General features: G+C 73.1%; 17 protein-coding genes. 7 read left to right on the forward strand and 10 right to left on the reverse strand.

The features are described 5' to 3' along the window. The first annotated feature begins 187 nt into the window (after window positions 1–187). Entirely contained in the window at window positions 188–679 is a 492-nt protein-coding gene (locus I8920_RS12595) for a hypothetical protein (protein WP_198656656.1), read from the forward strand. A 39-nt stretch (window positions 680–718) separates the two neighbouring features. On the opposite strand, the gene I8920_RS12600 is transcribed toward I8920_RS12595, so the two are convergent. Continuing rightward, window positions 719–1537, reverse strand: a complete 819-nt coding sequence (locus I8920_RS12600) for a helix-turn-helix transcriptional regulator (protein WP_198656657.1) — start codon at window positions 1535–1537, stop codon at window positions 719–721. Between the two features lie 311 nt (window positions 1538–1848). Here I8920_RS12600 and I8920_RS12605 point away from each other — a divergent pair, with 311 nt between their 5' ends. Beyond that, window positions 1849–7431 carry a glutamate synthase-related protein gene (locus I8920_RS12605; protein ID WP_198656658.1) on the forward strand — a complete coding sequence of 1861 codons (5583 nt, stop codon included), beginning with the start codon at window positions 1849–1851 and terminating at the stop codon, window positions 7429–7431. Further along, window positions 7428–9218, forward strand: coding sequence for a sulfite reductase subunit alpha (locus tag I8920_RS12610; RefSeq protein WP_198656659.1), 1791 nt, complete (start codon window positions 7428–7430; stop codon window positions 9216–9218). The genes I8920_RS12605 and I8920_RS12610 overlap by 4 nt, the downstream gene beginning before the upstream one ends. 364 nt (window positions 9219–9582) lie before the next feature. On the opposite strand, the gene I8920_RS12615 is transcribed toward I8920_RS12610, so the two are convergent. From I8920_RS12615 to mvk, 7 genes are all read right to left on the reverse strand, one after another. Next, entirely contained in the window at window positions 9583–9978 is a 396-nt protein-coding gene (locus I8920_RS12615) for a DUF7882 family protein (RefSeq protein WP_198656660.1), read from the reverse strand. 8 nt (window positions 9979–9986) lie between these two features. After that, window positions 9987–11150: an alpha/beta hydrolase family protein gene (locus tag I8920_RS12620; RefSeq protein ID WP_198656661.1), complete on the reverse strand. Its 1164-nt coding sequence runs from the start codon at window positions 11148–11150 to the stop codon at window positions 9987–9989. 375 nt (window positions 11151–11525) lie between these two features. Then, the gene (locus tag I8920_RS12625) at window positions 11526–12689 is read right to left on the reverse strand and encodes a hydroxymethylglutaryl-CoA synthase (RefSeq protein ID WP_198656662.1); all 1164 of its coding nucleotides are present in this window, start codon (window positions 12687–12689) and stop codon (window positions 11526–11528) included. Next, window positions 12686–13750, reverse strand: coding sequence for a hydroxymethylglutaryl-CoA reductase (locus tag I8920_RS12630; RefSeq protein WP_198656663.1), 1065 nt, complete (start codon window positions 13748–13750; stop codon window positions 12686–12688). The genes I8920_RS12625 and I8920_RS12630 overlap by 4 nt, the downstream gene beginning before the upstream one ends. Beyond that, complete coding sequence (locus tag I8920_RS12635; protein ID WP_198656664.1) at window positions 13743–14825, reverse strand: phosphomevalonate kinase; 1083 nt, start codon at window positions 14823–14825, stop codon at window positions 13743–13745. The genes I8920_RS12630 and I8920_RS12635 overlap by 8 nt, the downstream gene beginning before the upstream one ends. After that, window positions 14822–15820: a diphosphomevalonate decarboxylase gene (gene mvaD / locus I8920_RS12640; protein WP_232832737.1), complete on the reverse strand. Its 999-nt coding sequence runs from the start codon at window positions 15818–15820 to the stop codon at window positions 14822–14824. The genes I8920_RS12635 and mvaD overlap by 4 nt, the downstream gene beginning before the upstream one ends. Further along, window positions 15820–16800, reverse strand: a complete 981-nt coding sequence (gene mvk / locus I8920_RS12645; protein ID WP_198656666.1) for a mevalonate kinase — start codon at window positions 16798–16800, stop codon at window positions 15820–15822. Before mvk ends, mvaD begins: the two co-directional genes overlap by 1 nt. 156 nt (window positions 16801–16956) lie before the next feature. On the opposite strand from mvk, the gene I8920_RS12650 reads away from it, so the two are divergent. From I8920_RS12650 to I8920_RS12665, 4 genes are all read left to right on the forward strand, one after another. After that, window positions 16957–18513: a Mur ligase family protein gene (locus I8920_RS12650; RefSeq protein WP_198656667.1), complete on the forward strand. Its 1557-nt coding sequence runs from the start codon at window positions 16957–16959 to the stop codon at window positions 18511–18513. Window positions 18514–18549: 36 nt separating this feature from the next. Beyond that, window positions 18550–19014, forward strand: a complete 465-nt coding sequence (locus I8920_RS12655; RefSeq protein WP_198656668.1) for a MarR family winged helix-turn-helix transcriptional regulator — start codon at window positions 18550–18552, stop codon at window positions 19012–19014. Window positions 19015–19129: 115 nt separating this feature from the next. Beyond that, a complete protein-coding gene (locus tag I8920_RS12660; protein WP_198656669.1) occupies window positions 19130–19552 on the forward strand; it encodes an organic hydroperoxide resistance protein in 423 nt (140 codons plus the stop codon). 27 nt (window positions 19553–19579) lie between these two features. After that, window positions 19580–20554, forward strand: a complete 975-nt coding sequence (locus I8920_RS12665) for a zinc-binding dehydrogenase (RefSeq protein ID WP_198658756.1) — start codon at window positions 19580–19582, stop codon at window positions 20552–20554. A 158-nt stretch (window positions 20555–20712) separates the two neighbouring features. On the opposite strand, the gene I8920_RS12670 is transcribed toward I8920_RS12665, so the two are convergent. Both I8920_RS12670 and I8920_RS12675 read right to left on the reverse strand, forming a co-directional pair. Next, window positions 20713–21453 carry a ZIP family metal transporter gene (locus I8920_RS12670; protein WP_198656670.1) on the reverse strand — a complete coding sequence of 247 codons (741 nt, stop codon included), beginning with the start codon at window positions 21451–21453 and terminating at the stop codon, window positions 20713–20715. A gap of 70 nt (window positions 21454–21523) precedes the next feature. Beyond that, window positions 21524–22954: a sugar porter family MFS transporter gene (locus tag I8920_RS12675; RefSeq protein ID WP_198656671.1), complete on the reverse strand. Its 1431-nt coding sequence runs from the start codon at window positions 22952–22954 to the stop codon at window positions 21524–21526. Between the last annotated feature and the right edge of the window lie 4 nt (window positions 22955–22958).

Genomic DNA, 22958 nt, shown 5'->3' on the forward strand with positions numbered 1-22958 from the left:
AGCTGCGCCGCGCCACCCGCCAGGACCGACGGACGATGGCACGGCGACGGGACCTCGTCCGGATCGTCAGACGATCGACCAACGTCGAACCCCGTCGCGTGCATCCGCAGCGGAGCGCCCGCAGGCTGGGTCCTGTCCGAGCAAGACGACCCGAACGGGTCACCACTGCAGAGATGGGAACACGATCATGAACTCGTTCAAGCGCAAGTCCGTGAAGCTCCTCGCCGGCACCGCCCTGGGCGGCGCCGTCATCGCCGGGGCGTTCGTCGCAGCCCCCGCGCAGGCCGCCGAGCCCGCGCCCAGCACGTCGTCGTCGTCCGTCGGCGGCAGCGTCAACGTCAACCTCGACCCGGTCGCGATCGTCAACGCGATCAAGGAGGCGGTCAACGACCAGGGCGACCGCGGCGGAGCCGTGCAGGCGGCGCTCGACGTCGGCTACTGGAACGCCGGCAACCCCGACCGCCTCACCGTCGCGGTGGTCAACAAGAACCAGGACATCACCGTCGAGGGCGACGTCGCGGACGCCCAGTCGATCGACATCAAGGGCGGCAACTACGTCATCTACTGGTTCAAGGGCCCCGGCAAGGTCACGAACAACGGTGACGGCGGGTGGCTGAACTGGGGCGCCTTCGGCAACATCGAGCGCGTCGACAACGTCATCCACGTCAACGGCGGCTGATCGACCGGCCCGCCGTCGACGCCCCCTGGGACCTCGGTCTCAGGGGGCGTCGCCGTTGCCCGGTGGCGCTTCGATCGCCGCTGGGCGGGGTCGCTCCGCGAGTCGGACCGCGCGTCGCGACCGGATCCAGCCCCGGACGAAGGCAACGGACACCAACGCGGTCCGGTTCGGTGCGTTCCACGACCGCATCAGCCGGCCGAGGTGCCACGCGACGGCCTGCCTGCTGTAGGCGGTCTCCTTCGCGATCGCGTCGTTCGAGAGGCCGCGTGCGGCGAGTGCCAGCATCCGTTCCTCGGTCTCGTCCAGGCCCGGAGCGTGGGCGACGAGGTCGATGTCCTCGGCAGCGACCGACGCCGCGGGGTCCTCGAGCGGGCGTTCTCGGCGCTGCGCCCACGCCTCGGCCCAGCACGAGCCGAGTTCGTGGGCCACGAGGGATGCCCGGCTCATCGCGAGCATCGTCCGGCCGGCGTGGTCGATCGTCGTCGCGTGCTCTCGGGTCGCGGTGTGCATGACCAGGGCGAAGACGCGGATCGCGGGCAGGGCGCCGCGGAGCACGACCGAGACGTCGACGTGGGGGTCGCCGGCGCTGGTGGCGGCGACCTCGCGCAACCGCACGAGGCAGTCCGGGTCCACTGGTTCACCGTGCTCGACGGCGCGCAGCGCGGCCGGCAGCACGAGCGGGACGATCTCCTCGTAGCGCCGCCGCAGCCAGTCGTGTCCGTCGGGTCGGATGCCGTGCAGCGGTGGCGCGAGCAGCAGCTCCGTGAACTCCGCACACCGCTCGTCGAGCGCCAGGCCCAGCCGCTCGCCGGGCAGCAGCACGGCCGTCCGTCGTGCGTCGTCGCGCTCGGTCGTCATCGTGCATCGACCGTATCCGGACGACAGGTGTCGTGTCCGCCGCGTTCACGTGGTGTTCGTCTCGGACCCGGGCGACCGGAGACCGCGGCGCTGGCGCCCGCCGACGCGCTGGTACCCCGCCGACCACTGACGCGTGCCGACCCGCTGGCGCCCACCGACCGTGTTGCACGGTCGGTATACCAAGCCGTAGCATCGCCCTACCGCACCACAACCCCACAGGGCCCGACTGCCACCACCGGTCTGCCCGCGGCGAGCGCTCCATCGATGCAGCCTGGCCGTCCGCTGCCGGCAACGCCCCACTGGACCCGCACGTGAACCCCACCTCCTCCGGTCTCTACGACCCTGCCCGCGAATCGAGCGACTGCGGCGTCGGTTTCATCACCCGCCTGGACGGGACGCCGAGCCACGACGTCATCCGCAAGGGCGACGAAGCGCTGTGCTCCATCCCGCACCGCGGCGGCAAGTCCGCCGAGGGTGTCGGTGACGGTGCGGGCGTCAGCATCGACCTGTCGGTGGAGTTCTTCAGCGCCGTCACGGGCCAGCAGCTGCGCGCCGGGCACTTCGGCGTCGCGAACTGCTTCGTGCCGCGCGACACCACGCCGGACGGTGCCACCGACCGCGCCCGCGCGCTGGAGACCGTCACCGCCGCCATCGCGGCCGAGGGCTTCGAGCTCCTGGTCGTCCGTGACGTGCCGGTGGACCACTCCGTCGCCCGCCCCGAGGCCGAGCAGTACCAGCTGCCGATCGTGCAGTGGGTCTTCCGCGCGCCGGAGTCGTGGGAGCGGACCGAGGTGGACGCCGCCGCGAACCGCGCCCTGCTCGCGATCGAGGCGGTGTCCTACGGTCAGGCGGCCGCCGACCGCGCCGAGCACGCCGCCCTGTACCCGCTGTCGCTCAGCGCCCGGACCCAGATCCTGAAGGGCCGCCTGAACTCCGGCGAGGTGATCGGGTACTTCACCGACCTGCGCGACCCACGGCACTCGGTCCGGACGCTGTACTTCCACACCCGGTTCTCGACGAACACCGAGCCGCACCCGACGATGGCGCAGCCGTTCCGCCTGATGGCACACAACGGCGAGCTGAACACCGACCGCAAGAACCGGCTGTCCGACGACGCCCTGGCCCGTGCCCGCACCCGCAGCATCGTCCGCCCGCCCGGGCAGTCGGACTCGAGCCGGCTCGACCAGACACTGCAGAGCCGCGTGTTCGACGACGGGCTCGAGATCGTCGAGGCCGTCGTGTCGCTCATGCCGCCGGCGTGGGAGAACGACCGCACCCTGACGCCCGACGTGCGCGACATGCTCGAGTACTTCTCGCTGTACGAGGAGAAGAACGACGGCCCCGCGGCCGTCATCTTCAGCGACGGTGACGTCGTGGGCGCGCGGCTCGACCGCCTGGGCCTCCGCCCGCTGCGCACCGTCGAGACCGCCGAGTACCTGATGGTGGCGTCGGAGGCCGGCCAGGTCGAGTTCCCTGCGGACGAGGTCGTGCACCGCGGGCGCATCGAGGCCGGCGGCATGCTCGTCGTCGACCACCGCACCGGCACCCGGATGCGCACGGGCGAGGTGCTGTCGATGCTCGCGGCCCGCCGCGACTACGGCACCCTGCTCGACGCCGCCCGCGTGAACCTCGACGACCTGCCCGCACCCGCGTACGACCGCACCAACACCACGCTGGGTTACGACGGCGACCTGTCGCTCGCGGGGCGCTACGTGGCGTACTCGCTGAACCAGGAGAGCTTCCGGTTCATGCTCGACCCGATGCTGCAGAACGGGTCGGAGCGCATCTCGGCGATGGGCTACGGCAACGCGATCAACGCCCTGAGCGACACCGAGGGCGGCATGGCGAAGTACTTCTCGCAGCGCTTCGCCCAGGTCACGAACCCGCCGCTCGACTCGATCCGCGAGGCCGACGGCATGTCGATGCGCGTCACGCTCGGCGCGAAGCTGGACAGCGCCGCGCCCGACGGCACGGGCGCCCCGACGCGGCAGCTCGTCGTGCAGTCCCCCGTCCTCGGCCACCTGGACATGGTGCGGCTGCGCGACCAGGACGTCGTGCCGCTCGAGCGCTTCGACATGCTCTACGTGCCGGTGCCCGGCGACGAGCAGGCGAACGCGGACGCCGTCCGGACCGCGGTCGAGCAGCTCGCCGACGCGGTCGCGTCCTTCGCGGCGACGACCGGCGGCATCGCCGTGGTCACCGACCGTGCGGTGTCGTCGACCCATGCGCCCCTCCCCGTGATCCTGGCCGTGGCCGCCGTCAACCAGCGGCTCATCGAGACCGGTCTGCGCCTGCGGGTGTCAGTCGTGGCGGAGAGCGGTCAGCTGCCATCGTCACACCACGTCGCGACCGCGCTCGGCTTCGGCGCCGCCGCCGTGTACAGCCTGAGCGCGCGCCTGCGTGCGGAGGAGAAGTACCCCGCCGCCCCCGCACCCGCCGGCGAGCTCACCGCGACCGACCTCGCACTCAAGCGCTTCCGCAAGGCCGCCGAGAAGGCCCTGGCGAAGACCATGGGCCGCGTCGGCCTGTGCACCGCCGAGAGCTACATCGGCGGCGAGTTCTTCGAGCCGAACTACCTGGACACCGGCGACGACGTGCTCGCGCGGATCTTCCCGCACATGCAGGCCCCGGTCGGCGGCGTCGGCTTCGCGCGGATCGCCCAGGCGGCGACGGACTGGCACGAGCGTGCCCGCTCGGTCGCGTCCGAGGGCCAGGTCCCGCTGCTCGGCCTGTTCAAGGAGCGCTCGGACGGTGCCGGCCACTCGTTCGGCGTCGCGAGCGTCCGCGGCTTCGGCGGCATGACCGAGGAGCGTCCGGCCTTCGAGCGCTCCGGCGACTCGGACGCGCTGCGCCTGCTCACGCTCGGGCAGCTCGACGACTCGTTCGGCATCAGCGACGCCGCGTACCGGAACACCGGGTACGACCGGCTGAGCGACGCCGAGATCGACGCGCACCGCATCACGCCGGGCTACGTCACGTTCCTGCAGACGACCCACGACGAGCGGTCGCGCCGTCCCGCCGCGCTCCGCGACGTGCTCGCCCTGCCCGCCGACGTCACCGGCATCGACGAGGCCGAGGACTTCGCCCGCGAGCTCGGGCGGTTCTCGACGAGCGGCAACGCCAGCGTCACCGTGCGCGGGCTCTCCGGCTCGCGTCCGGCGTCCCCCGACGGTCTCCCGGGAGGGACGGAGCGGTTCCGCCTGGAGCTCACGTCGACGGGGACCACGGGTGCACTGCGCCACGCGGCCCTGGCGGACGGCCTCGCGCTGCTGCACCCGGGACAGATCGACGTCGACGCCGTCGACGACACCCAGGTGACGCTCCGCGCCACCGGTGCGGCCGTCGCCCTGCTCGCCCTGCTGCAGAGCGCCCCGGCGAGCGTCGAGCTGACCGAGGTCCAGCCGGCCCACGAGATCACCCGGACCCTGGCGTCCGGTGCGATGAGCCACGGCGCCCTCGTCGCCACCGCCCACGAGGCCGTCGCGCACGGCACGAACATGGTCGGCGGCATGTCGAACAGCGGTGAGGGCGGCGAGCACCACTCCCGCTACGGCACGATCCGCGGCTCCCGCATCAAGCAGTTCGCCTCGGGCCGGTTCGGCATCTGGGCGGGCTACCTGGCCGACCCGATGCTCGAGGAGCTCGAGATCAAGATCGGCCAGGGCGCGAAGCCCGGCGAGGGTGGCCAGCTGCCCGCACCCAAGGTCACGGTGGACATCGCCGCGGCCCGTGGTGGCACGCCCGGCGTCGAGCTCATCTCGCCGCCGCCGCACCACGACACGTACTCGATCGAGGACCTCGCGCAGCTCATCCACGACTGCAAGGCCGCCCGCGTCCGGGTCATCGTGAAGCTCGTGTCCTCCGAGGGCATCGGCACCATCGCGGTCGGCGTCGCCAAGGCCGGCGCCGACGTCATCAACGTCGCCGGGAACACCGGCGGCACCGGAGCCGCTGCGGTCACCAGCCTGAAGTACGCCGGCCGCTCCGCGGAGATCGGCGTGGCCGAGGTGCACCAGGCCCTGGTCGCGAACGGCCTGCGCCAGAAGGTCACGCTCCGCTGCTCCGGCGCGCACCAGACCGGCAGCGACGTCGTCACGAGCGCCCTGCTCGGCGGCGACAGCTTCGAGTTCGGCACGACCGCGCTCATGATGCTCGGTTGCGTCATGGCGAAGAACTGCAACGTGAAGTGCCCGGCCGGCCTCACCACGAACGCCGAGGCCTTCGAGGGCGACCCCCGTGCGCTCGCGCAGTACCTGCTCAACATCGCCCACGACGTGCGGCAGATCCTGGCCCGCCTCGGCCTGCGCTCCCTGCGCGAGGCCCGCGGTCGCACCGACCTGCTGCAGCTCCTGGACCACCCGGCGAGCGTCGGCCGGCTCGACGCCCGTGCCCTGCTCGCCCAGGTGCCCGAGAAGGTCGTCACCGACCCGGAGTACCTGGAGAAGGACTACCGCACCGACGACGCGCTCATCGAGCGTGTCCGCGCCGCGCTGGTCGACGGACACGAGCACGCCGTGCAGATCGACGACGTGGTGCTCGGCAACGCCGACAAGTCGGTGGGCGGCCAGCTCGGCATCGACCTCGAGCGCCTGCTCAACCACGAGCTGCGCGACGCCGACCTGTCGGCACACCCCGCCGTCGCCACCGACGACCGCGGACGCCGCCGCCTGGTGGACGGCGCGGTCACGATCCGCACGCACGGGTCGGCCGGGCAGTCGTACGGCGTCTTCAACAACGACGGCGTCCTGCTCGAGCACACCGGCACCGCGAACGACGGCGTCGGCAAGAGCCAGAGCGGCGGACGGATCGTCGTCCGCGCCCCGGGCGGCGGCAGCGCCGAGCAGGGCGGCAACGTGCTGGTCGGCAACTTCGCGCTGTTCGGCGCCACCGGCGGACGCACCTTCGTCGAGGGCGAGGCCGGCGACCGGTTCGCCGTGCGGAACTCCGGCGCGACGGCCGTGGTCGAGGGGCTCGGCGACTTCGGCTGCGAGTACATGACCGGCGGCGCCGTGTTCAACCTCGGGTCGTACGGCAAGGGGCTCGGCAACGGCATGTCCGGCGGGTTCCTGTACCAGTACGACCCCTCCGGCCGGGTCGCCGAGCGTGCCAGCACCGACTCGCTCCTGGTGTTCCCCGTCACCGACGGCGAGCGCGGCACGTTCCACGAGGACGCCGCCCGCCTGCTGCTCGAGTGGCACCTCGAGGCCACGGGTTCGGCCCTGGCCGAGCGCCTGCTCGCCGCGTGGGAGACCACCCGCGAGCACGTGTACGTCGGCATGCCGCGGGCGCTCCTGCTCAGCCAGGACGCCGACGCGATCCTCGCCGCCGCCACCCGACCGGAGCTGCTCGACGAACTCGCGGCCTCCGTCGCGACCGACAAGTTGCGCGCCTTCAAGGTCGACTACCGCGACCAGCGGACCGTGCTCGACGGCCGTGCCCCGGCGCTCGGTGACCAGGGCGAGGACATGTTCTCGCTCCTGTCGTCGTACACCGTGCTCGGCGTCGCCCAGGACGTGGCGCAGGAGCGCGTGCCGGGCGCCGCCGCCGGTGACCCGCGGGTGACCGAGGCGGTGCGGAACCTGATCCTGACCGAGGACTTCGCCGTCAAGCAGCGCGTCGTGAAGTACCTGCGCAGCACGTTCGACCGGTTCGCCGACGACGAGCTGGCGACGCTCATCGCCGTGAAGCGGCTCGACGACTCCAAGCGCGCCCTCACGCAGCGGAACAACCGCAGCATGGACGCGCCCGGCACGACGGGGTGGATCATGCACCAGAACGCGAAGAACGCCGGGCGGCTGCGTGCCGCGCGCTTCGACGAGCTGCTCGCGACCGCGGCGCTCGAGGACATCGCCCGCCGCGCCCCGCAGGCCCCGACCGAGGCGGTGACCGCGTGACCACGCTCCCACCGACCGGGTCGCTGATCCCCGTCGACGCACCGTTCTCGGCCGCCCAGGAGTCCTGGCTCGCCGGGTTCATCGCGGGCATCGCCGCCGCCGGCAAGAAGGTCGCGGCGAGTGCGCCCACGACGACGGTCGACGTGCTCTTCGGCACCCAGACCGGCAGCGCGGAGTTCCTGGCCGACGAGCTCGTCACCGGGGCGCGGGCCCGTGGACTCGGCGGTCGCGCCACCGCGCTCGACGCCGTCACCCCCGAGCAGCTCGCCGAGATGTCGCACGTGCTCGTCGTCACCTCGACCTACGGCGAGGGCGAGATGCCCGACAACGCCGGGCTGTTCTGGGACGCGATCCAGGCGAGCACCGTCCCGCGGCTCGAGGGCCTGCAGTACGCCGTGCTCGGGCTCGGCGACACGAGCTACGACGAGTTCTGCCAGGCCGGCAAGCTCATCGACACCCGCTTCGAGCAGCTCGGCGCGACCCGCATCCACGACCGCGTCGACTGCGACGTCGACTTCGAGGACCCGGCGGCGCTCTGGACCGCCGCCGTCCTCGACCGCCTCGCCGCCGAGGCCGGCGCGACGGCTGCACCCGGCGCGACCACGGGCGGTGGAGCCGGCGACGGCGCCACCGCGACCGGCGGGGCGGGCGCGAGCCGTGCCTCCCGACCGGGGTCGCAGTGGAACAAGCGCAACCCGTACCCGTCGCGGCTGGTCGAGAACCGGCTGCTGTCGTCGCCGCGCAGCGCGAAGGAGATCCGCCACTACGAGTTCGACCTCGGCGACTCCGGCATCGAGTACGCGGCGGGCGACGCCCTGGCGGTGGTGCCGGTCAACGACGAGGTCTTCGTGGCGAGCCTGCTCGAGCAGGTCGGTGCGACCGGCGGCGAGCAGCTCGACGGCCGGCCGATCACCGACGTGCTGCGGACCGACCGCGAGATCCGGACGCCCTCGAAGGACCTCATCGCCGACCTGGTGCAGCGCGCACCCGGCAGCGAACTCGCGGCCGTCGTGGCGCACGGCGACAAGCACGAGCTCGACCGCTGGCTCTGGGGCCGCGACGTCCTCGACCTGCTCCGCGATGCCGGACCGGCCGCCCCGGGCCTCGACGAGCTGCTGCCGAACCTGCGCCCCCTGCAGGCACGCCAGTACTCGATCTCGTCGAGCCCGCTCGCGCACCCGGACCGCATCCACCTGACCATCGCGTCGGTGCGCTACGGCGACCCGCACCGGATGCACGCCGGGGTCGCGTCGACGTTCCTGGCCGACCGGGTCGACCCCGACGGCGCGGTGGACGTCTACCTGCAGCCGAACACCGCGTTCGGGGTGCCGGCGGACGACTCCGCCCCGATGATCATGATCGGACCCGGGACCGGCATCGCACCGTTCCGCGGCTTCCTGCACGAGCGTGCCGCCTCCGGGGCGACGGGGCCCAACTGGCTGTTCTTCGGCGACCAGCACCGCGACACCGACTTCGTGTACCAGGACGAGCTCACCGAGCTGCAGGAGCAGGGCGTGCTCGACCGCCTCGACCTGGCGTTCTCGCGCGACCAGGCCGAGAAGGTCTACGTGCAGACGCGGATGCTCGAGCGGTCGGCGGAGCTGTTCGCCTGGCTCGAGGACGGCGGCCACGTGTACGTGTGCGGCGACGCATCACGGATGGCGAAGGACGTCGAGGCGGCCCTGCTGCGGGTCATCCGCACCGGTCGTGGGCGCGGCGAGGACGACGCGCAGGCGTACCTGGCCGACCTGCGCCGGGCGAAGCGGTACGTCCGCGACGTCTACTGACCGACGGAGGTGGGGAGACCGCCCCGGCCACGGAACCCGAATCCGTTGGCCGGGGCGATCCCGGAGGGGTGCCGGTCGAGGGGACGGACCGGCAGGAACAGCGGCGTGACGCGACCGGTCGGACGCGGTGTCCCGGTCTCTCGGGCGTCGAGTCCCCTGATCCGGGACTCCCGCCGTGCACGCTCTTCCGGCACCGGTGGTTGGTCGGTGCCCGGCGCGCACTGCGTCACGGCCATTCGGGTTCCCCTCCTGCCGCGGGTCCTGCCTGCACCGGTGCCTCGCGGCAGGTGCGGGGGGACGACAGTGAACCGCGGTGAGGAAACGGTATGTTCTGAGCGATTCGAACGGAACCCGTTGACCCGAACTACCGGGCCGTGGTAACGCCGTTTGTCCCCGAAGCGTCGTCCGCGTCCCCCGGTGCCACGGCGCGGGACCACGCGGAGTCGGCGGCCGTGCTCGTGTCCAGGGGTTCGGGCACCAGGACGAGGCCCGACCCGGAGGTCGCCGAGCGGTACAGCTCCTCGAGCCAGCTGCGGTTGATCGCGGGGACCCGGCTGCCCGAGAACTTGAAGTGCAGGCTGACGCTCGGATGCAGCCAGATCGTGCTCCGACCGTTGCCGTGCACCACGTCGTCCTTCCACGAGAACGCGAAGCGGTGGTCGCGGCGGAGCATGTTGACGATGACGATCTGCAGGTGCGTGAGCGCTCGGTCGTCGACCCGCAGGTCGAGCGGTCGGCCGTCGTAGATGAGCTGCCCCATGGGTCCTTCTACACCTGTGCACCGGTGTGCGGGAGCCGGTTCGCCCACGTCGTGATCGTCCGGTCGAACCAGACCGCGTCGACGTTGCGCTCCCACGCGTGCGCGGCGGGCTCGCTGACCGCCAGGATGACCCGGTCCGGATGTGCCGCCGCGAACCGCTCGCTGACCGCGAAGGGCACGGTGGCGTCGCCGGAGGAGTGCACGAGCAGGGTCGGCGGCAGCGGGCGCGGTGTCCGCGACCAGGACAGCGCCCGGACGTCCACCGGCGACCGCAGGCCGACGAGCCGGCAGACCAGGGGCAGTGCCATCGCCCCGAGCGCGGCGGACACGACCGGACCCGGCACGCCGGCCCGGGCGGCCTGGGTCCGGATCGCGGCCTCCCAGTCGAGCGCCGGCGCGACGAGCACGAGTCCGGCGATCCGGTCGCGGTGGGCGGAACGGGCGAGCAGCTCGTGCGCGATCGTCGCGCCCATCGACCACCCCACCAGGACGAGCCGCTCGGCGCCGTCCGCCACCGCGTGGTCGAGCGCCGCCTCGACGTCCGCCCACTCGCGGGTGCCGAGGTGCGATGCACGCCCCTGCCACGGAGCCTCGCCGTCGCCACGGAACGACGGGACGATCGACGTCCAACCGAGCGCGAGCGCCGCGGGGACCGTCCGGAGCGCCGTGACGCGGGTGGTGCGGATGCCGTGCACGTGGACGGCCCAGGTGCGCGCGGCGTCGCCGTCGGCAGCGCCGGCGTCGTCAGCGTCCGCGTCCGGGCGGACCACCCACGCCGGGGCCGGCCCGACCGGGGTCGGCACGGACACCTCGGACCAGTCGACCCGCATCGCCGCCGGGTCGGGGTGCACGTGCCCGCTCCAGCGGATCCGGGACGGCACGCCTCCGGTCGTCCGCACCACGGCCCGACGCACCACGCCGGCCGCCTCGTCGATCTCGAGCACCGGGCCGACCGTGGTGTGGCCGTCACCGTCGTGCCACAGGCCGTACTCACCCGGGCGCACGGTGTCCTCGGTGATCGGCAGCGCGATCGCGTCCGTCGTCGCCTCGAGCACCGGCGTCCACCGGTCGACACCGGGCAGCACGATCCTGCCGACGATCTTCCGCAGCACCACCAGCGCCGCCGCCGGCACCGCCAGTGCGCCGAGCGCCCACCACCACCTGGTCGTCATCGGGTCGTCCTCCAGGGTCACGGGTCGAGGTGCACCGCGGCCCGCACCCGGTGCCAGCCGACGATGCGCCGGACCCCATCGTGGTGCACACGGGCCGCGGGCGCCCCGCCCACGTCGCTGTCGCGGGTCAGACTACCGGGACGCCAGCGCATCGGCCGAGGAGCCGTCGTCGCCGTCCGGCGGTGCCGTCCGATGGCGCCGCTGGAGCGGCCGCAGCGCTGCCCCGAGGGCCGACGTCCGCAACGGAGCCACCGACCGGACGGGAGGCACGCGCCGGGCCCGCCACAGGCCTCCCGTCCGTCCCGCGCAGCGGTCCCGGACCGTGGCGCGGACGCGGCCGATCCCGCCGGTCCGCCCCGGACGGGTCCGCGGGGGCTACGCCTGCTGCGCGGTCGACTCGTAGTGCCGCGCGCCGCCACGCACACCGGCGAACCGGTACGGCGCGGCCGTGACGCGGGGGCGCTCGACGTCCTCGCTGGTGGCCGCCCCGGCAGCGTGGAGCTCCCGGTAGGCGTCGACCGTCAGCGGGACCCGTGCCCCGAGCAGTGACCGCACGCGACCCCGCCGGCGGTGCTCCTGGTAGTCCGGTCGCACGACGCCGGTGATGAGCTCGCCGACGCTGCCCGACCCGTAGCTGAACAGGCCCAGTCGCTCGCCGGCCAGGTCGTCGTCCAGGTCGAGCAGTGCCGCCAGCCCGATCCAGAGCGACGCCGTGTACGTGTTGCCCGTCTGCCGGTTGTAGGTGAAGCCGACCGCCAGGTCCGACTCGTCGAACGGCTGGTCGAGGTGCTGCGTGAGCTTCCGGTGCGCCTTGATCGCCATCTTCGTGAACGGCTGGTGGTGCACGAACCGGGCGATGTCGGTGAACGCCGGGCCGCCCTGCGACACCAGGTCGTCCCAGGCGCCGACGAAGGCGTCCACGTACGCGCTGACCGACAACCGACCGTCGACGAGCGCCGTGGAGCGGTCGTTCGGTCGCCAGAAGTCGTCGACGTCGGCCGTGTAGACGCCGGCCGCCGGCTCGATCTCGATCAGGTCCGGGTCGGCGGAGATCAGCATCGCCGCGGCACCGGCACCCTGGGTGGGCTCGGCCGGGGTGTCGACGTCGTACCGTGCGACGTCGGCGGCGATGACGAGCACGCGTTCGTGCGGGGCGCGGGCGACGATCCCGAGGGCGAGCTGCACCGCGGCCGTGCCGCCGTAGCAGGCCTGCTTCAGCTCGACCACGCGGACGGCCTTCGGCAGCCCGAGCAGCCCGTGCACGTACACGCCGGCGGCCTTCGACTGGTCGACGCCCGACTCGGTGGCGAACAGCACCGTGCGGATGCCCTCGACGCCGTGGCGGTCGATGATCTCCTTCGCGGCGGCGGCGCCCATCGTGACGATGTCCTCGTCGGGGGCGGGCACGCTGAAGGCGTCCTGGCCGATGCCGACGTGGTACTTCGCCGGGTCGACGCCCAGGCGCTCGGCCAGGTCGTCGAGCTCGAGCACGTGGTGCCCGGTCGCGATCGCGATGTCGTGGATGCCGACGCCGGTCATGCTGCGCCTCCCGCCGGCTTCGTGCCACGGCGTTCCATCGCGACGTGGGCGGCCATCAGCTCCCCCGGGTTGGTCTGCGCGGCCAGGAGCGAGAGCTCCCCGCACAGGACCGTCGCGGCGCACAGGGCGGCGAGACGGCGGGCGTTGGCGCCGGGCTCACGGTCCTCGCGGCACCCGAGCCGCACCAGGGCGTCCTCGACGACGGGCAGGTCCCCGCCCTTGCCGTTGCCGACCGTGCCGACGATCAGGTGCGGCAGCGAGGTCGAGAAGTACAGGTCGCCGTCGCGGTCCTCGGCACTGGTGATGCCCTGGGAACCCTCGACGATGTTCGCGGCGTCCTGCCCGGTCGCCAGGTAGAAGCCGAGCAGCATGTTCGCGTAGTGCGCGTTCGCCGAGCGGATGGCCCCGGCGATGGTCGACCCGATCAGGTTCTTCGCGATGTTCAGCTCGACGATCTTGGCCGTCGACGACCGCAGACGCTTCTCGACGACCTCGCCCGGGATCACGATCTCGGCGATGGTGTTCCGACCGCGGCCGCGGATGCCGTTCACCGCGGTGGCCTTCTTGTCCGTGCAGAAGTTGCCCGAGACCGAGACGTACCGCAGGCCCGGCTGCCAGTCCAGGATCGCCGGCAGCAGCTTGTCGGCCGCCTGCGTGACCATGTTGTGGCCGGAGGCGTCACCGGTGGTGAACGCGAAGCGCAGGAACAGCAGGTCGCCGACGATCTCGGGGTGCACCTCGATGAGCTTGGCGAAGCGGCTCTGACCGGACACGATCGCGGCGAGCTCGTCCTGGCGCGCGAGGATCTGCCCCGCGGCCACGTGCGCGGCGGCGGCGCTGTCGGCCCGGACCACCACGGAACGGGTCATCCGCTCGTCGACGACGGTCGCGACGATGCCGTCCTCGACCATGCGCGAGATGCGGGCGCCGCGGCCGACCGACGGCCAGAGCGGCGACTCGTACGTCGCCAGGGGCACCTCGTGCTCACCGGTGACGGCGTTGCCGCTGACGCGGATCGGGCCGACCCACTTGGTCGGGATCGGTGTGAGCAGGTCACTCATCGAGGGCTCCTTCTGGTGCTCGCACCGCGACGCTGAGGTGTCTGATGTCGCGCGCCTCCCAGGCGCGGTGGATGCCGGCGGGGTCGGTGTCCGCCGGGACGAGCGCGATGCCGCAGTCGCCGCCGCCGGCGCCGGACGGCTTCGCCGCCCCGCCGGCCGCCTCGACGACGTCGCACAGGGTCGCGAGTCGCTCGGTCTCGATCTGCGAGCCGACGGACGCGCCGAGGCGCTGCAGCAGCCCGCGGGCGCGTCGCAGGGCACCGAGCGTGCGCTCGGCGTCACCGGTCTGGAGGCCCGTGGTCAGGTCGTCGACGGCGCTGCGGCTCTCGTCGAGGAACGCCTGGTACCCGCCGTTGCGGTGCCGACGCACCACGTCGACGAGCTTCGTGGTGGACGCGGGCGAACCGGTCCAGCCGACCAGGAGCTGCAGGTTCTCGGGGGCGGGCAGGCGCTGCACGTCGAAGCCCTGCCAGGCGTCCGGGTCGGTCAGGATGTCGGAGACCGTGCGGTCGTCGAGCAGCGAGGTCAGTCGTTCGCGGTCCGGGGCGCTGTAGCGCAGCCAGCCGCCGAAGGTGCTCGCGGCGAGGTCGCCGCCCGAGGCGCGGGGGTTCACCCGGATGGTCGCGAGCAGCGCGACCTGGAACCGCTGACGCTGCGTCAGGCCGATCTTGTAGAAGCGGTCGAGGGCGCCGACGGTCGCGACGGTGACGGCCGCCGAGGACCCGAGGCCGAACTTCCGCCCGCTGGCGTCGTCGAGCTGGCTCTCGATCCGCAGGTCGTGGAACCGCGGCTCGATGCCGTGCTCGGCGCGCAGCTTCTCGACCAGGTCGATCGTCGCCATCACGTAGTCGTACGGGTGGTGCTCCCGGTCGAGCGCGAGCCCGTCGGTCCCGCGGGTCCACGTGAGCGGCAGGTGGCCGTACTCCTCGGAGTGCACGCTGCCCGCGCCGTGCCCCTCGGACACCTTCGCCGTGATGGCACGGTCGAGGGCGATCAGGACGGACGGCTGACCGGGCTCGACGACGGCGTACTCGCCGGCGACGAACAGCTTGCCGTGGGCACGGAACTCGATCACTGCACGGACTCCTTCTGCTCGGGATCGCTCCCGGTGTGTTCGGAGCGGAGCACCCGCGCGGCTGGTCCGGTGCCGGACTCGATGACGTCGCCGAAGGACGCCAGGGCGGTCGCGACCGCACCCCGGTCCTGCGGCGTCGTCAGCACGACGACGTTCGGGCCGGCGTCGGCCGTGGCGTACGCCTCGGTCCCACCGGCACGCAGCTCGGCGACGGCGTCGAACACGGCGACACTGCGTGCGTTGAGGTAGCGGATGGGCGGGAAGGCGCCCTCGATCGTCGCGTGCATGCGCAGGGCGTTGCTCTCGGTGATCTCCCCGATGCGGGTGAAGTCCCCCGCGGCACACGCGGCGAGCATGTCGCCGACCGTCTCGGTGGTCGAGGTGACCCACGCCGGGTAGAACGGCGAGGTCGCGATCGTGCGGCGCATCGCCTCGCGCGAACCGATCGGCTTCGGACCGGCGTCGATCGTCACGACCACCATCGCCATCGGCGGGGCGGGGATCGTCTCGGCGAACGAGCCCTGGTCGTCGCCGGCGTGCCAGACGGACACCCCGCCGGGGATCGACCGGGTGGCCGAGCCGGAACCGCGTCGGGCCAGGCGGGACAGGTCGCGCTGGGACAGGTCGAGGCCGTACGCGGCAGCGGCAGCCGTGGCGAGCGCCGCGAACCCCGAGGCGCTCGAGGCGAGGCCGGCGCCGGTCGGCACGGTGTTCTCGGACACGACGGAGGCGTACTCGGTGGACCCGGCGAGCTCGCGCACGAGGTCGAGGAACTGCTGCACCCGCACCAGCGCACCGTCGTCGACGACGTGCCCGTTCAGCGAGAACGCATCACGCGCCTCCTGTCCGCCGTCCACCGTGACGGTGGTCGTCGTCGGGAACACGTCGAGCCCCATCGAGACGCTGCCCGTGGCGGGCAGCGCGAGCTGCGCGTCCGCCTTCCCCCAGTACTTGACGAGGGCGATGTTGGGGTGCGCGACGGCGGTGGCGGTCATCAAGCGCGGGCTCCGATCGTGGTGGTCCAGGTGGCTGCGGCCCCTGCGCCGCGGAGTGCGGCCGCGATGCGGTCCGCGTGGTCGTCGTCCGCGGCGAGCGCGAGGACGCACCCGCCCCGCCCGCCGCCGGTGAGCTTCGCGCCGAGGGCGTCCGCAGCACGTGCGGCGTCGACGAGCCGGTCCAGGTCGGCACTCGACACGTCGAGTTCGCTGAGCAGCCCGTGCGCGGCGTCCATCGTGACACCCAACGCCTGGGCGTCGCCGACCTCGAGTGTCCCCCGCGCGCGACGGGCGAGCGCGCCGATCCGGTCGATCACGGCGCCGACGCCCTCGGGATCGGCGTCGTGGTGCGCGCGGACGGCCGACACGGCCTCGCGGGTGTGACCGGGGACCCCGGTGTCCGCGACGACGAAGGTGAACCGCGCCCCGAGCGTGACGGGCTCGATCCGCCCGCTCTCGAACCAGACCGGCGCGGACGCGACGACGCCCCGGGCATCGAGACCGGACGGCCGCCCGTGGGCGACGCGCTCGCACGCCTGGATGAGCTCGTGGTGGGTCTCGACGTCGAGCGTCTCGCCCAGGGCGTCGGCGACCGCCGCGGTCACGGCGGCGGCGACCGCGGCGCTCGACCCCATGCCCCTGGCGGTCGGCACCTCGCTGTCGACCCGGACGTGGACGTGCCGGTCGCTGACCCCGAAGTGCTGCAGGGTCGCCGTGACGGCCGTGACGGTCGGCATGACGGCCGCGGGGGCCAGGTCGAGCGGCCCGGTGTGCACCGTCGACTCCAGGCTGTGGCCGGCTCCGACCGCGTCTGCGGGCACCGGGGTGATCGTCGCGACGACCCGGGCGTCGAGCACCGGCAGCACGAGTGCGGGTGCGCCGTAGACCACGGCGTGCTCACCGATCAGGATCGTCTTGCCGTGGGACGACGCCGATCCGCTGCCGGGGGTCGTGGTGGAGGTGTGGTCGCTGCTGGTCATCGTGGGTCACGTCAGCCTAACCGTCCGGGCCCGCGGCGTGTTCGCGGTGCGCCCTGGGCGGACGGTCGTCACCGGGGTCGTCCGCCCCACGTGGTCCTGGGACCGCGCCCCGGGGGCGCGGCGCACCATCGGGGTCCCCCACCACGAGGAGCCGTGATGCCGCACGCGTCCTGCCAGACCCGCACCCGCCCGGTGCGACTCGACGAGCTCGCGTCGGCGCTCGGCGTCGACAGCCCGGGTGACGGCGTGGTGACCGGCATGGCGCTCGCGACCCACCAGCTCCGCCCCGGCATGCTGTTCGCCGCGCTGCCGGGTCGCACCGTGCACGGCGCGGAGTACTCCGGCGCGGCGAGCGTCGCCGGAGCGGCCGCGGTCCTGACCGACGCGGAGGGGCAGGCGGCAGCACGGCGCAGCGGACTCCCGGTGCTGGTCGTCGCGGACGTGCGGGGACACCTGGGCGCGGTCGCCCGCATCGTCGCCGGCACCGAGACCCTGCCGTTCCCGCTGTTCGGGGTGACCGGCACGAACGGCAAGACCTCGACGGTGCACCTGCTGCACGCCCTGATGCGCCGCCTCGGCTGGCGGACGGCGATCAGCTCGACGGTCGAACGCCGGATCGACGACGACGCGGAGCCCAGCGCGCTGACGACACCCGAGGCGCCCGAGCTGCACGCCTTCCTGGCGCGGGCGGCCGACCGCGGGGTCGACGGCGTCGCGCTCGAGGTGAGCGCGCAGGGGTTGTCCCGGCACCGCACCGACGGCGTCGTGCTGGACGTCGCGGGCTTCACCAACCTGTCCCACGACCACCTCGACGACTACCCGGACATGGCGGCGTACCTGGCCGCCAAGGCGGTGCTCTTCACGCCCGCGCGCTCGCGTGCCGGCGTGGTGTCGCTGGACTCCCCGGCCGGCCACCGGATCGTCGCGCAGGCCACGATCCCGGTGACGACGATCTCGACCGACCCCGCGGCCGGCGCGGACTGGACCGTCCGGGTGACGGAGCAGCGGCCGGACGGGACCCGTTCGACGCTCACGGCGCCGGACGGCACGACGCTCGACCTCGACGTCCCGCTGCTCGGGGTGCACATGGCGGCGGACGCCGGCCTGGCCGTCGCGATGCTCGCCACGTCCGGGGTGCCGCTGTCCGCGCTGCGCGACGCGACCCGCGGGCGCCTGGACGTCGTGGTGCCCGGACGGATGGCGGACGCGTCGGCGGCGACCGGCCCGCGGGTCTTCGTGGACTTCGCGCACACGCCCGACGCCTTCGCCAAGAGCCTGGCCGCCGTGCGCGCCTTCGCACCCGGTCGGGTGGCCATCGTCGTGGGGGCGGACGGCGACCGTGACCGCAGCAAGCGGGCGGCGATGGGAGTGGTGGCGGCCGAGGCAGCCGACGTGGTCGTCGTCACCGACCACCACCCGCGGTTCGAGGCCCCCGCACCGATCCGTGCGGCGATCCTCGCCGGGGCGCGGTCGAGCGGGCACGACGCGCTCGTGGTCGAGGAGCCGGACCCCGCGCGGGCGATCCGCCGGGCCCTGGCGGAGGTCGGTGACGACGGGGTCGTGTACTGGGCGGGTCCGGGACTGACCGACTACCGCGACGTCCGCGGGTCGCACGTGCCGTACTCGTCGTTCCGGGATGCCCGGACCGCGCTCGCCGAGGCGGGGCACCTGCCGGGCACTCGCTGCGAGTTCGTCGGCGAGCCGTCGATCTAGGTTGCGCACAACTCGGTTGCGTGCCACTGTGGATGCATGCCCGTGACCGACGAGATGGTGTGCTTCTCCCTCTACGCGGCGTCCCGCGCCACGACGCAGGCGTACCGCACGATGCTCGAGCCCTGGGGCCTGACGTACCCGCAGTACCTGGTGCTCGTCACCCTGTGGGTCGAGGGCGACCAGACCGTCTCGAGCCTGGGCGAACACCTGCAGCTCGACTCGGGCACCCTCTCGCCGCTGCTCCGCCGGATGGAGCAGCACGACCTGGTGCGCCGCGAACGCCGCAGTGCCGACGAGCGCGTCGTCACCGTGACCGCCGGCGACCGGGGCCGTGCACTGCGGTCCGAGCTGAGCGGCATCCCCGCCCGCATCGCCGCCGGCACGGGTCTGACGGACGACGGTGCCGCCGCCGAGCTCATCGCGACGCTGCACCGGCTGACCGAGACCATGCACGCCGCGGCCGACCCCGCTGGCGCTGGCGCCGGCGCCGTTTCGCGCTGAGCGACACCTCACGCCCACGGGCGCCCGTGAACTGTCGCTCAGCGCGAAAGCACACGACGCACCACGCCGCACCCGCACCCTGACTGCACGATCCGCCCCACAAGGAAGGAACCCCATGGAAGCCCTCTACACCGCCGAGGCCCTGGCCACCGGCGAAGGCCGCAACGGCCACGTCGCCACGAGCGACGGCACGGTCGAGTTCGACCTCGCCATCCCGAAGGAGATGGGTGGCTCGGGCAACGGCGCGAACCCCGAGCAGCTCTTCGCCGCCGGCTACGCCGCCTGCTTCCACTCCGCGCTGCAGGGCGTCGCCCGCAGCCAGAAGGTCAAGATCACCGACTCGTCCGTCGGCGGCCGCGTGCAGATCGGCCCGAACGGCAACGGCGGCTACCAGCTCGCCGTCATGCTCGAGGTCGTCATCCCCGGCATGGAGCACGACCAGGCCCAGGCCCTCGCGGACGCAGCCCACCAGGTGTGCCCGTACTCGAACGCCACCCGCGGCAACATCGACGTCACCATCGTCGTCTCGGAGGACTGACCCATGAGCACCACCACCCCCACCACCATGCGCGCCGTCGTCCACGAGACGTTCGCCGAGCCCGCCGACGTCCTCGAGGTGCAGGAGCGCCCCGTGCCGACGCCCGGCGCCGGCGAGGTCCTCGTCCGCACGGTCCTCTCCCCCATCCACAACCACGACCTGTGGACCGTCCGCGGCACCTACGGCTTCAAGCCGGAACTCCCCGCACCCTCGGGCACCGAGGCGCTGGGCGTCGTCGAGGCCCTCGGCGAGGGCGTCACGGAGCTGCAGGTCGGCCAGCGCGTCGCCGGTGGCGCCTTCGGCGTCTGGGCCGAGTACTACACCGCGAACGCCGCCGGACTCGTGCCCGTGCCGGACGCCATGACCGACGAGGCCGCCGCCCAGCTCGTCTCGATGCCGTTCAGCGCCATCAGCCTGCTGCACTCGCTCGACCTGCACGAGGGCGACTGGATCATCCAGAACGCCGCGAACGGTGCGGTCGGCCGCATGGTCGCCCAGCTCGGTGCCGCCCGCGGCATCAACGTCATCGGCCTCGTCCGTCGTGCCGAGGGTGTCGAGGAGCTCCGCGCCCAGGGCGTCGAGCGCATCGTCGCCACCGACGCCGACGACTGGAAGGACCAGGTCGCCGCGATCACCGGTGGCGCCCCCATCGTCGCCGGCGTCGAGTCCGTCGGTGGCAAGGCCGCCGGCGACATCGCCTCGGTGCTCGGCGAGGACGCCACCCTCGTCGTCTTCGGCGCGATGGCGTCGCCGACGCTCGAGATCCCGTCGGGCAAGGTCATCTTCGGCCAGCTGACCGTCAAGGGCTTCTGGGGCTCCGTCGTCAGCAGGACGATGCCGGCCGAGACGAAGGGGCAGCTCTTCGGTGAGCTCATCACCCGCGTGCTCGACGGCTCGCTGACGCTCCCCGTCGCCGAGACGTTCGTGTTCGAGGACGTCCGCGACGCGGTGCGCGCGAGCGACACCGCCGGCCGCGTCGGCAAGGTGCTGCTGCGCCCGTAGCGCGACCAGCGGACGGACGGGAGGCCCGGTGCCAGCTGGCACCGGGCCTCCCGTCCGTCCGTGGCGCGTCCGCCACCCCGTGCGCGACGATCCACGCGTCGAACGACGCGTGCACTGTCGGAACATGCGCCCGCACCAGACGCCGGCGCGCGCGCTCGTCAGCCGCCGATGACGTGGATGCCGTACGCGGCGAAGAAGCCGATCACCGCGATGAGCCCGGTCCACGGCCCGGTCTTCCGGAACGCCTCGGGCAGCATCGTGTCCGCGAGCATCGCCAGGATCGCACCGGCGGCGACCGCGGTCACGGCGCTCTGCACACCCTCGGGAGCCTGCCCGAGGATCGCGTAGCCGCCCAGCGCCGACAGGGCGCAGGCCAGGGCGATCGCGCCCCAGACCGTGAAGACGTACCGGGCTCCGCGGCCGTTCGCCTTCATGTCCGACGTGCTGGACAGCCCCTCCGGCAGGTTCGAGATGACGACCGCCGCAACGACCGCGATCGACAGCGAGCCGCCCGATGCCAGACCGACGCCCTGCACGGCGGTCTCCGGGATGCCGTCGAGCAGCGCGCCGAGCGCGATCCCGAGGCCCGTGCCGGACGCGGCCGACGACCCTGAGCTGCGCTTCTTGCGCGCACCGCGGCGTTCCAGCAGCACGTCGAGTCCGACGTAGACGACGGCACCGCCCAGGAACCCCGCCATCGCCGTCCAGAAGGTGCCGGAGCGGGTGGCCTCGGCGACCAGGTCGAACGACAGCGCCGAGATGAGCACGCCGGCGCCGAAGGCCGTGATGGTGGCGACGAGGGTGCGGGGGACGTGGACGAACCACGCGACGGCGGCACCGACGACGAGTGCCAGCCCCGAGGCGAGACCGGCCCCGGTGGCGAGGAGGAGGGGATGCACGGGGTCGAGTGTAGGAAGCGGGTGGTCCGCGCGTCCCAAGGTGCGCCGGGCGCGCGGTACCGGGCGCCCGTCAGGCGTCGCGGCCGGCGGTGAGGCTCTCCTCGACCTGTTCGAGGGTGCGCCCGCGGCTCTCCGGCACGAACCGCCGGACGAACACCAGGGCGAGGAGCCCGACCACCCCGAAGCCGAAGAACGTGCCGGTGATCCCGACCGTGGCGACGACGGTCGGGAACCAGAGCCCGATCAGGGCGTTCGCGGTCCACAGGCAGAACACCGCGATCCCCATGCCGAGGGCGCGGATCTGCGTCGGGAAGATCTCGGACAGGATCACCCACGTGGCGATGTTGAGGAACGTCTGCATCGACCCGACGAACGCGACGACGAGGAACAGGATCACCCACGGACGCGCCGGGTTGCCCGGGACCAGCACCATCGACGCGGTGCCGATCAGGAAGTGGCAGACCGTCGTGAGCGAGTACCCCAGGACGAGCGTCGTCCGGCGGTCCATCCGCTCCATCGTCGAGAGGGCGACGATCCCGCCGATGACGGCGATGACACCGGGCGCGATGGTCGCGACGAGCGCAGCGGACCGCTCGAAGCCCGACTCGACGAGCACGATCTGGCCGTAGTACATGATCGAGTTGATGCCGGTCAGCTGCTGGGCGACCCCGATGCCCGCGCCGACGAGCACGATGCGGACGAGCCAGCGGTTGCCGAGCAGGGTGCGCCAGCCGCTGGTCCGCTGCCGGGTCGACTCGCGGTCGTGCGCACGCTCGACGTCGGCGAGTTCGGCGCGCGCACGCTCCGCCGTCCGGACCTGGCCGAGGACCGCGAGCGCCTCGTCGTGCCGGCCCCTGGACGCCAGCCAGCGCGGCGACTCCGGCACGCGGAGCATGCCGACGAACAGTGCGACGGCGGGAAGCGCGCAGACCGCCAGCATCACGCGCCAGACGCCGTCGTGTTCGCCCCACACGGTGCCGATGACCGCGTTGACCAGGAACGCGGCGAGCTGTCCGATCACGATCATGAGCTCGTTCCGCCCGGACAGGGACCCCCGGACCTCGTACGGCGCGAGCTCGGCGAGGAACACCGGGACGACCGTCGACGCCCCGCCGACCGCCAGGCCGAGCAGCACACGGCCCACCACGATGACCGCGAAGGTCGGCGCGGCGACGCAGACGAGCGTGCCGACGAAGAACGTCACCGCGAGCAGCAGGATGGTCCGACGACGCCCCCAGCCGTCCGCGATCCGTCCGCCGAGCACGGCACCGAACGCGGCCCCGAACAGCAGGGAGCTCGTGACGACGCCCTCGGTGAGCTTCGTCAGCCCGAGCTCCTGCTGCATCGGGAGCAGCGCACCGTTGATCACGCCGGTGTCGTACCCGAAGAGCAGACCGCCGAAGGTGGCGACCAGGGCCAGCACGCCGAGACGCCGGCGGTGCGGCCCGGTGCCGAGCGGGGGGAGTTCGACGGCGGAGGCCGTCGGGCGCACGTCGACCACCGTC

The organism is Curtobacterium sp. YC1 (genome assembly GCF_016267665.1).
In the GTDB taxonomy this organism is placed as follows: domain Bacteria; phylum Actinomycetota; class Actinomycetes; order Actinomycetales; family Microbacteriaceae; genus Curtobacterium.